This window comes from Joostella sp. CR20 (assembly GCF_038433465.1).
Classification (GTDB): Bacteria; Bacteroidota; Bacteroidia; order Flavobacteriales; family Flavobacteriaceae; genus Galbibacter.
Genome location: NZ_JAESVF010000023.1, coordinates 1 through 6,353, shown reverse-complemented (window position 1 = coordinate 6,353; position 6,353 = coordinate 1). Strand labels below are relative to the sequence as shown.

Genomic DNA, 6,353 nt, shown 5'->3' with positions numbered 1-6,353 from the left:
GCAATAATTATAACACACCTATGCGACTAAATTTGACATTAATTTTAGTATTTGGAATAATGACTCTTTCATTTTCACAAGAAAAAGAGGAAAACTATTTTGACTACTTACAAAAACATTCTCTTGGTGGAATCGAAAATAAATATGTGCTAACTCTAGACGCATATATTCCTGACTGTGGCGAATTTGGAGGACATCAGGAACTTATAGAAATAAAAAGAATTGATAAGAAGCTGACTGCATTTATAACGATTTATGATAAAGTTTGTGATGGACAGACCTATACAAATCACGACAAAATATTATCAAAAAATAGTTATGAAATAAACGATGACCAGGTAAAGTTAATAATAGAGTATTTGAAAAAATTGCTTGAATCAAGTTTAAAATATGAAATGGTTTCTCACGCTGACTATGAGTTTGGAGCAAAATTGGATTGGGCTGAAAAAACGGATTATAATTTTAAAAGACTTGATATTAGATTCAGAGAATATGGAAGTAAATGGACTGAATTTGAGAAGTTGAAATCGGAATTGAAAAATAAATAACTATTGCCAACAATGTATAACCGCAATTACGGCGGATTCGACTGCGTCCGAATCCACTCGGAATTGCTAACGTCAGTGTTTAACCGAAAATTATTAACTTTAAATCCGTAACTGACGGTTATACGAGTCCGTTGGCGGTAATTAAAACGAACTAAATGACATTAACCATTTTTCTTCACCATAATAAGATATTTGACTTTACACCCAATTGGTTTGACTGGTTGACTCTATTGCTGACCATTGCGAGTATTGTAGGTGCTTATTTAGTCTCGGAATCGGTTTACAAAAGAGAACAAAAAGACAAAAAAAGAGAAAGTAAAGAACTTGAAAATTCGGAAAATGAATTATTGAAAAATAATCTGGAAGAAATTAAAAAACCGATTTTAAAACAAATCGAAAGTTTAAATGAATATATGGAAAAACAGGATTTTAGACTTTCATTTTATTCAGAAATACAAGTAGACTTTCTTCAATTCATTAGCGTTAAAGACATTTACAAAAAGTACGATTTTCAGAATAAAGAAAATATAAAAGTTATTAATAGACTTTTTACAAGCCTTTATTCTCTTTATGATTTCAGAGGCTCATTAAGAAGTGAGGTTCGAACATACATTGAAAAGTACAATTATCACGAACAACTGTTTTATAAATACAAGAGTTTACTATATACCAAATACTTTGAGCTATGCAATTCAAGAGCAGAAAGTATAATAAACGAGAATGGCATTAAAAAATTCAGTTTTAATGTCAACGACAAATTTATGGCTGAATTCACTCAATTGCGTGGAGAAACTTTTGCAGACAATGAGATAATTGACAATAATGGATTAAAAGACAGAAAATTACTGATAGATAGATTTATTGTGCCTTTAATAAATATTGCTTCTAAATACATTCCTGAAGACTATAATGCAATCGAAATTAGTGAGATTTCTAATCAAGTTTTATCTGCTTTTAATGATATGGAACACGTTACAGAAAAACATATGAATGCAATTCAAGGTCATATAGATTCGTTGGAGAGCGTGAATGAAAAAATTAAGGAGTTTGAAAAAATAAAATAACTACCGCCAACAATGGCTATAAGTAATTGCTTGTTCTCGCCTACTTCTGAAAATCCTCGCGGATTTTCAGTTTGGTGTGTACTTGCAAAGTTAAGTGCTAAACCACGCAACTACTCATAGCCGAGACCGTTGTAGCCAATGCGAAAAAAGAAACTGTGAATGAACAAAACGATATTTGAGATTACAAAAATGGATTGTCCTTCGGAAGAAAATCTAATCCGAATGAAACTGGACGGAATTTCAAATATTGCGAATTTGGACTTTGACATTCCAAACCGAAAATTGACCATTTTTCACAGCGGAGCAATTGACCAAATCGAAAAGTCCGTTCTCGAACTAAATTTAGGCGGAAAAAAAATTTCGACCGAACAAACTGACCAAACCGATTTTAAAGAAAATACAAACCAAAGAAAACTACTTTGGACTGTACTCGCTATTAATTTCGCTTTTTTCCTAATCGAAATGACAACCGGAATAATCTCAAAATCAATGGGATTGGTTGCTGACAGTTTGGATATGCTTGCGGATAGTTTTGTTTACGGAATTAGTTTGTTTGCAGTTGGCGGAACTTTGACAAGAAAAAAACGAATTGCCAAAATCGCTGGATATTTTCAAATAACTCTTGCGATTATCGGATTTATAGAAGTTTTGAGAAGATTTTTCGGAGCAGAAAAATTGCCCGACTTCTCGACAATGATAATCATTTCGATTTTTGCACTTATTGCAAACGGAATTTGCTTGTATTTGCTTCAAAAGTCAAAAAGCAAAGAAGAAGCCCATATGAAAGCAAGTATGATTTTCACTTCAAATGACGTGATAATAAATTTGGGCGTGATAACAGCAGGAATTTTGGTCAATTGGCTGAACTCGAACAAACCTGACTTGATAATCGGAACAATCGTTTTTGCTTTGGTAATTCAAGGAGCGATAAGAATATTAAAACTTGGAAAATGAAAAAGCACTGGCTACAACATTGGCTATAAACAATTGGGGCGAAAGTGATAAAACCAAAATATAAACATAAAAACAAAGGTCAGTGCCAAACCGAAAAGTTAGGGCGTAAAATCCCCAACTGTTCATAGCCGAGACCGTTGTACACCATTTGCGAAATGAACGAAAACGAGATAATTAATAAAGCAATTCAAGAATTAAAATCTGCCGAAAAACCATACGTGATGTTTAAAGACTTTTCGTTTTTAAGCGGAATGGAATGGGGAGAAGACCGATTTCAAAAAATTAGATATTTATTAATTAAATCCTCGCCATTTGAAAAACATACTGACCACGCAATTAAATTTTCAGAAATTGGACATGAAGTTGCGAATAACCATAAAGATTGGTTTGCTTATAAAAAGTCTTTAAAACCAAAAACGGATTATGTAAAATGGGTTGGTGTTGGAATCGCTGGATTGTCTCTGATTTGGAATATTTATCAAGGAATTACGAATAGTAAATTAAGAGATGATAATCGAATTCTCGGAGATGAGATTGAAGCGTTGGAAAAGGAAAATGCTGGTTTGGAACAATTATTAAAAAAAGCGCAGGAATGAGTTGGGATATTGTGCTTTTTAATTCAAAACAGAAAATCCAATCGGTTGCTGAACTGGACGAAAACCAACTCGAACCAACTGATTTTAGCGGAATATTAGAAAAATCATTTGACCAATTAAAAAAGGACGGAAATCACAGAGAAATAATCGGAACTGATTTTACGATTGACTTTTTTGCCGACAACGAGCATTCAAGCAATTTTATGCTTTCACTATATGGAGAAAACGCAATTTATGCCTTGATTGAATTATCGAAAAAGTATAATTGGCAGATTTACGACTCTGGAATTGATGGAATGGTTGACTTGGAAAATCCCGAAAATAACGGATTTGACAATCACAGAAAATATGTTGAACAGATATTAAAAAATAAATAAAAACGGTGTACAACAATGGCTATAAGTAATTGCTTGTTCTCGCCTACTTCTGAAAATCCTCGCGGATTTTCAGTTTGGTGTGTACTTGCAAAGTTGAGTGCTAAACCACGCAACTACTCATAGCCGAGACCGTTGTACAGTATAAAAAGTGTTTAAAAAGCCAACTTCTTCCCTACTCCTTTTTTAGGTTTTTAAGGCATCTAAATGCAGTTCCTTTTCCGTCGGTGTTTATTTAAATGTTTAGTTTTTAAAGTCAAAGGCAAAAAGCAAACGCACAGTAGCCTGCCACCAATCTGTACGCAAGCAGAACGTAACAACTTTGCTTTTTGAGATTTATTTGCTAAGGTTTGCGTTTTGACTTACACTGCACAACAATATGTACAGTTCATTGCTACGGAATTTCCTTGCGGAAATTCGGGCGTTTTTACTATCTTAGTTTCCAAAGCTGAAAATCCTACGGATTTTCACGCAACGAAACCATACATGAAACCGTTAGGCGCAATTACAAGAGAGAGTGTGCAACCTATGATAGATAATTGAAGATATTATGATAAGAGCAAATTCACTAAAAAAAATATCTGATGAGATAATAATAAACTCCATTAACGAAATCCTTGCTAATAGTGGATTTAAATACTTGAAAGGCAAAAGAAGCTTTAAAAGGCAGGTCAGTAATTTTGACCAGATTATTTCGATTTCTGAACCACATAATGCTTTGGAGTTTAATGAAAAAACTGAGGAGATTTTTCTAAAATTCTCACTTTCAATCTCCATTGAAATACCAAAGTTTGATAAGTGGGTAAAGGATAAATTAAATGAGCGCAGTTTTTTTCGTCATAACCTTAAAGTCTTAGATGGTATTACAAATGTTGATTTTGAACAATTATCGAAAGAAGACTTTTTTACTCCAACTGAGAGTCAGCAGTTTAAACACGCAGTTACATCATCTTTAGCAGGACCTGATACGAAAGAAAGAACAAACCTTGAGGAAATTATAAAAGAGCTACCATCGGTTGTTTCAAATTTAGATGAAGCTTCGGATGGTTTGTGGTTATTTGAAAACAGAACAGAGGCGTTTCGAAAATACTTTAGACTCCTCATTTTTACAAAGCAAATAGACCAAGCAAAAGAACACTACACAAACTTTTATCATGATATACAAAACAAAATATCAGATTTTCTAGAAACAGATATTGAAAATGCAAAAAAGCATATTCAGGCATTAGAAAAACTACAAGTTGAAGCAAAGTTACTTCTTGACTTAGATTTTGAAAATCCTTTTTCGAGAGAAATATCGATTATTGAAAATCAAGATGTAAAAGTGAAACTTGCTGAAAACATAGGATTTAAAGAAACTTTGCGACTTGACTTGAAATTAGTTGATTTAACAAGCTATGCCATTAATGATTCTGGTGAATTATTGTTATTAGTTGACAATAAAATACTTAAAAAAGTTAATAGTGAAGGGCATATAATCGAGACTTGGGAAATTAGTTATCAAAGTTGCTTTAAAGAATCATATGATAAAAAAATTCATTGGAACACTGACGCTCAGGCTTTTATTTTAAATAATATTGTCGTAAACTCCAATAATAGATTAATAGAACTTAAACATGATATCAAATTTGAGAACTTTAAGAAGGACTCCATTTATCCAGACTTAAAAGATTTAGTATTTGATTCGAAGGATAAAACTTATAAAACCCTTTATTCACCCGACCGCAAAGAAACGATACTTACAACTTATTCAATTAAAGGGGATTTAATAAGCTCCATTAAAATAAAAGGAAACGGTCTGAAAATTAACTTACCTAAAGAAAAATTGATTTTCTCTGGCGAAGGAAACTCAATGGATATTTTTGATTTTAAAGGTAATAAGGAGCAGAACATAAAGTATGGAAATGGAAATGATAGAATTGCTCTTTCTCCTGATGGTTCGAAAATGGTACTACATTTCTACTCGACGAAATCACAGGTATTTGACTTTGATAAAAAGACAGAACAAGTTGTTTGGGCACACCCTACTTTCCTGAAAGATTATAAGGAAAAATTCTACAATGATATTAACCACAATTTTGGAATGACTATAGCAGAGTTTTCTCCTAACAGTCAGTTTTTAATAGGTGGTGCAGACCATGGAAAGTATGTGTTTTGGGAAACAGATAAGTTTAAAAGAAGTGAAATGATTCCTTCCGAAGATTCTTTAAAGATTTTTAATTGGTATACTACTTCATTTAAAGGTGATAAGGCTGTAAATAATTATTTTAAACCCTATGTAGTAGAACATGAGGGGCAAAAATTATTTATAAATCGTGGATATGACACTTCAAAAATTTCATTTATAGATAATGGTGGCTTAATTATTACTCAAAATAGTGACTGCTTACTAATATGGAATAAAGAATTTAAAAATATTGGATATGTATATGGAATTGGAAATGCAAATTTTTCTGAAAGTCAATACATGGCAACCATTTATAAATCAGAGTTAATAATACTGAAGAAAACCACTGAAATCAATGATGGCTTTGAAAGTTTCGTTTTTAAAGAAATCAAGGGCGAAGATTCACATATCCAGTATGTAAATATTGAGAAAGAAGACAGCACAAAAGAAATTGAAGAAAAAATTGAGAATCATCCGATGGAGAATTCAAAAAAGGGATTCTTCGGTAGATTGTTTAAAAAGTAAAAGCGCCTAACAATAAATATACGTAATGCGGGGTGAAGTGGTAAATTTAACTTTTGTACATTTACTCATAATTATTTCGGTTTGATAATGAAGAGCTTTGAAAACCCGCACTACGCATATTCGAG

6 protein-coding genes are annotated in these 6,353 nt (G+C 32.4%); all 6 read left to right on the top strand.

Translation table 11 applies throughout. The features are described from left to right. The coding region (locus tag JMA43_RS13840) for a hypothetical protein (RefSeq protein ID WP_342157306.1) at positions 1-548 on the top strand (548 nt) is incomplete at its 5' end. Positions 549-703: 155 nt separating this feature from the next. Then, positions 704-1,612 carry a hypothetical protein gene (locus tag JMA43_RS13835; RefSeq protein ID WP_342157304.1) on the top strand — a complete coding sequence of 303 codons (909 nt, stop codon included), beginning with the start codon at positions 704-706 and terminating at the stop codon, positions 1,610-1,612. Positions 1,613-1,771: 159 nt separating this feature from the next. Next, on the top strand, positions 1,772-2,566 hold the full coding sequence (locus JMA43_RS13830) for a cation transporter (protein WP_342157303.1): 795 nt from the start codon (positions 1,772-1,774) through the stop codon (positions 2,564-2,566). Between the two features lie 155 nt (positions 2,567-2,721). Continuing rightward, positions 2,722-3,162 (top strand): hypothetical protein, encoded by a 441-nt coding sequence (locus JMA43_RS13825; RefSeq protein WP_342157302.1) that lies wholly within the window; start codon positions 2,722-2,724, stop codon positions 3,160-3,162. After that, entirely contained in the window at positions 3,159-3,539 is a 381-nt protein-coding gene (locus JMA43_RS13820; RefSeq protein WP_342157301.1) for a hypothetical protein, read from the top strand. Before JMA43_RS13825 ends, JMA43_RS13820 begins: the two co-directional genes overlap by 4 nt. A gap of 547 nt (positions 3,540-4,086) precedes the next feature. After that, positions 4,087-6,228, top strand: coding sequence for a hypothetical protein (locus tag JMA43_RS13815; protein ID WP_342157300.1), 2,142 nt, complete (start codon positions 4,087-4,089; stop codon positions 6,226-6,228). Positions 6,229-6,353: the final 125 nt, after the last annotated feature.

Bases quoted from the DNA above. Each gene is read 5' to 3' on its own strand.
- JMA43_RS13835 (WP_342157304.1), top strand. From the start codon at position 704: ATGACATTAACCATTTTTCTTCACCATAATAAGATATTTGACTTTACA.
- JMA43_RS13820 (WP_342157301.1), top strand. From the start codon at position 3,159: ATGAGTTGGGATATTGTGCTTTTTAATTCAAAACAGAAAATCCAATCG.
- JMA43_RS13825 (WP_342157302.1), top strand. From the start codon at position 2,722: ATGAACGAAAACGAGATAATTAATAAAGCAATTCAAGAATTAAAATCT.
- JMA43_RS13830 (WP_342157303.1), top strand. From the start codon at position 1,772: ATGAACAAAACGATATTTGAGATTACAAAAATGGATTGTCCTTCGGAA.
- JMA43_RS13815 (WP_342157300.1), top strand. From the start codon at position 4,087: ATGATAAGAGCAAATTCACTAAAAAAAATATCTGATGAGATAATAATA.